Below are 3111 nucleotides of genomic sequence, written 5' to 3'. Positions count from 1 at the left end.
GCGGTAAGCAGGGGAAGCCAGGCTTTTCTGGCGCTGTCGGTGGGTCGGGCGCTGGGGCCCCCTGCCCTTGGAGGCGAAATAAAGGGGGAGGGGGCGGCCGCAGGCCGACGCCGGAGGACATTCGCCGGAAAGGGCATGGGGCCCCAGCGTCCGACCCGCCGACGGCTGCGCCTTAAAAGCGTCAAAGCACGTTTCTTTCTTGCCCCGCGTATGGGAGAAGAACCAAAAAAAAGCCCGGTCATGCGACCGGGCTTTGATTCAACGCGTCAGGGCAGTGCTTACCAGCGCATGCCCGCGAAGGGGTTCCAGCTGGTGTCGCCCTTCACCTTTTCCAGGTAATAGGAGTAGTTGGCGGTCAGGGCGATCAGCAGCGACCACGCAATGGCGATGCCGTTGCCGACAGCCTTGGGCATGAAGGCGGCCACCACCATCACCACGATCGACAGGCCCAGGATGGTCAGGGCCTTGCGCCACATGCCCAGGATCAGGAAGTAGATCCAGCTGAAGAACAGCGCGAAGAAGTTGAAGTTGACCTTGATCTTCTCGCCGAACGGCAGCTGCTTGTACGCGGCCTTGAAGGCCGGCGAACTCGGGGCGCCATGCTGGTTGAAGAAGTTGAAGCGGAACTGCCACTTCGGGCTGAGCGGTGCAGAAGAAGAGGTATTGGAGTCCATGTCCGTCGTATGTGTGTAAACGCTTACATGATAGCTGTGGAGTTCGGCCCAGCGCCAGTATTCTGGCGCGCCCGATGGGGGAGTGCAGGGGCCGTCACACATTCGAAAACGTTTTGATATAGGGTGCGCATTCCGCGCGGCGGGGAGCCGTGGGGCGTATTGGAATGCATCGAGAAAACCAGACCATGTCGAGTGTTGTCACCCTGCCCGAACGCGCTGAAGCGGGTCCGTGCATCGCGCCTTGCCCTATTGCCACCCAGGCCCAGCACCAGCTGGCGCAGCTGCAGTTCTCGCAGTCCGCGTCGCGTGCGTTGGCGCGCCCGCCGGTAGTGGCCGACATCGCGGCGGCCAGCACACCGCTGACCGCCTGATCGGCACGCGCGCGGGGAGCCCCCGCGCGCGGCCACGCACGCCTCAGAAGCGCGCGGCCATGCCCAGGAAGTAGCTGCGGCCGGCCACGAAGTAGTCGGTTGCGCCTTCGGCGTACAGCTTCTTGTCGGCCAGGTTGCTCACCCCGCCGCGCACGGTCAGCGTGCTGTTGACGTGCCACGCCGCGGTCAGGTCATACAGCGTGTAGGCCTTGATGAAGGTGCTGGCGATGCCGGCCTGCTTGCCGGTGTACTGCGCCGACACCGTTGCCGAGAACGCATCCACCGGGGTCCAGTCCACCGAGGAGTAGCCGGAGAACTCCGGCGTGTCGATCAGGTTCTCGCCGGTGGTCAGGTTCTTGGCTTCCTTCATCCAGGTCGCCGCCGTGCGCCAGCGCCAGTGTTCGCCCAGGCTCAGGTTGACGTTGCCTTCCATGCCGCTGGTGCGGGCGCGCTCGACATTGTCCATGCGCGTCCACCAGTAACCGTTGAAGAAGCCCAGGGGTTCGTACTCGATCTTGTTCTTGAAGTCGGTATGGAAGTAGGTCAGCCCGGTGTCCACGGTGCCGTTGTCGAAATTGAACCCGATCTCGCGGTTGGTGCTGGTTTCCGGATCCAGGTTCGGGTTGCCGGCCATGTAGCAGCCGCCGGTGACATAGCCCAGCGGGCGCAGCGAACCGCAGCCGCGGCCGCCGGACTGGGTCGCCGCCGACGCCGCGTTCTCGGTCAGGCTGGGCGCGCGGAAGCCCTTGGAAATGCCACCCCGCAGCGTCCAGCTTTCCGCCGGGTGGTAGACCAGGTACGCACGCGGGCTGACGTGGCTGCCGAACTGCTCGTGGTGGTCCAGCCGCGCGCCGAGGGTGAGGGCAAGCGTTTCGTGCAGCTTCAGCTCGTCCTCGACGAACACCGCCCAGGTATCCACTTCCAGCGATGCGCCGTTCACCGGGTTGCCGGCGTAGTCCACCGGGGCCTGGCCGATGGTGTCGGTGTTGGTCAGCTCCTGGCGCTTCCACTGGCCACCCACGCTCAGCTGGTGGTCCACCCACAGGGTGAACGGCGTGCTCAGGCTGCCTTCCAGGATCATGTCCTTGGCTTCGGAGCGGCCGGTCGGGCCGATGTCGTTCTTGAATTCGGTCCAGTAGCCAGTGACCTTGGAGGTGCCGAAGGACCAGTTGCCGGTGTGGCTCAGCGACAGGCTGGTGCGCTTGAGTTCGCTGGCGCCCCAGGCGCCGTCGCCTTCGTCTTCCAGCGAGGTGCTGGCAAAGGCCTGCTGCACGCCGTAGCCGGCGTCGAACTGCAGGCTCTGCGCGTCGCTTAGTTTCCAGTCCAGCAGGGCATCGAAGTTGCGGTCCTTCTCGCCGCCATAGGCATTGCCGTACATGCCGCCATTGCTGCGGTCCGAGTCGCGGTTGGTGTAGCTGGCACCGACGCGCATGCCGATGGTTTCAGTGAGCGGGCCGGAGAAGTTGGTGCCGATCTGCTGGGTATCCCCGCGCTTGCTGTCCTGCGGCGAGGTGTAGCTGTGGGTGGCGCTGCCGCCCCAGGTGTCGCCGATGCGGCGGGTGATGATGTTGATCACCCCGCCCATCGCATCCGAACCGTACAGCGAGGACATCGGGCCACGCACCACTTCGATGCGCTCGATCTGGTCCGGCGAGATCCAGTTGAGGTCCTGGCGGCCCAGGTCGGGGCGGTAGTTGGTCGAGGCCGAGCTGCCCACGCGCTTGCCGTCCACCAGAATCAGCGTGTAGTTGGACGGCATGCCGCGCAGCTTGATCTTGGACTGTTCGCCGGCGGCGCTGAGTCCGCCGGTGACACCGGGAATGCGGCTGAGCAGGGTGCCCAGGTCATGCACGGGCTGGCGCTCGATGTCCTCGCGCGAGATCACGCTGATGCTGGCCGGGGCATCCTTGATCCATTGCTGATTGCCCGAGGCGGTGACCACCACGGTGTCGAGGTTCTTGGCGGCGGGCTCGCCGGCGGCGTCGGCCAGCGCAACGGCCGGGGTGGCCAGCAGCAGGCACACGGCCAGCGCCAGCGGTGCACGGACCAGGCGCGCAGGACGACGG

Annotated in this window: 3 protein-coding genes; 1 reads left to right on the top strand and 2 read right to left on the bottom strand. The window is 65.6% G+C overall.

All coding sequences use genetic code 11. The features are described from left to right. Nucleotides 1-278 precede the first annotated feature (278 nt). Nucleotides 279-674: a DUF2628 domain-containing protein gene (locus DBR34_RS12015; protein WP_128096965.1), complete on the bottom strand. Its 396-nt coding sequence runs from the start codon at nt 672-674 to the stop codon at nt 279-281. Nucleotides 675-859: 185 nt separating this feature from the next. Between DBR34_RS12015 and DBR34_RS12010 the strand changes: the two genes are divergently transcribed. After that, nucleotides 860-1045 carry a hypothetical protein gene (locus tag DBR34_RS12010; protein WP_128096964.1) on the top strand — a complete coding sequence of 62 codons (186 nt, stop codon included), beginning with the start codon at nt 860-862 and terminating at the stop codon, nt 1043-1045. 43 nt (nt 1046-1088) lie between these two features. Here DBR34_RS12010 and DBR34_RS12005 read toward each other — a convergent pair. Continuing rightward, nucleotides 1089-3111 (bottom strand): TonB-dependent receptor (locus tag DBR34_RS12005; RefSeq protein WP_128096963.1); only part of this gene is annotated, 2023 nt, incomplete at its 5' end.

Source organism: Stenotrophomonas sp. HMWF003, from assembly GCF_003061285.1.
Classification (GTDB): domain Bacteria; phylum Pseudomonadota; class Gammaproteobacteria; order Xanthomonadales; family Xanthomonadaceae; genus Stenotrophomonas; species Stenotrophomonas maltophilia_AP.
The sequence above is the reverse complement of the archived record's forward strand: the minus strand, read 5'-3'. Positions and strand labels throughout refer to the sequence as shown.

What these genes read in the sequence shown, in the direction of transcription:
- DBR34_RS12010 (WP_128096964.1), top strand. Translation starts at nt 860, where the DNA reads ATGTCGAGTGTTGTCACCCTGCCCGAACGCGCTGAAGCGGGTCCGTGC.
- DBR34_RS12015 (WP_128096965.1), bottom strand. Translation starts at nt 674, where the DNA reads ATGGACTCCAATACCTCTTCTTCTGCACCGCTCAGCCCGAAGTGGCAG.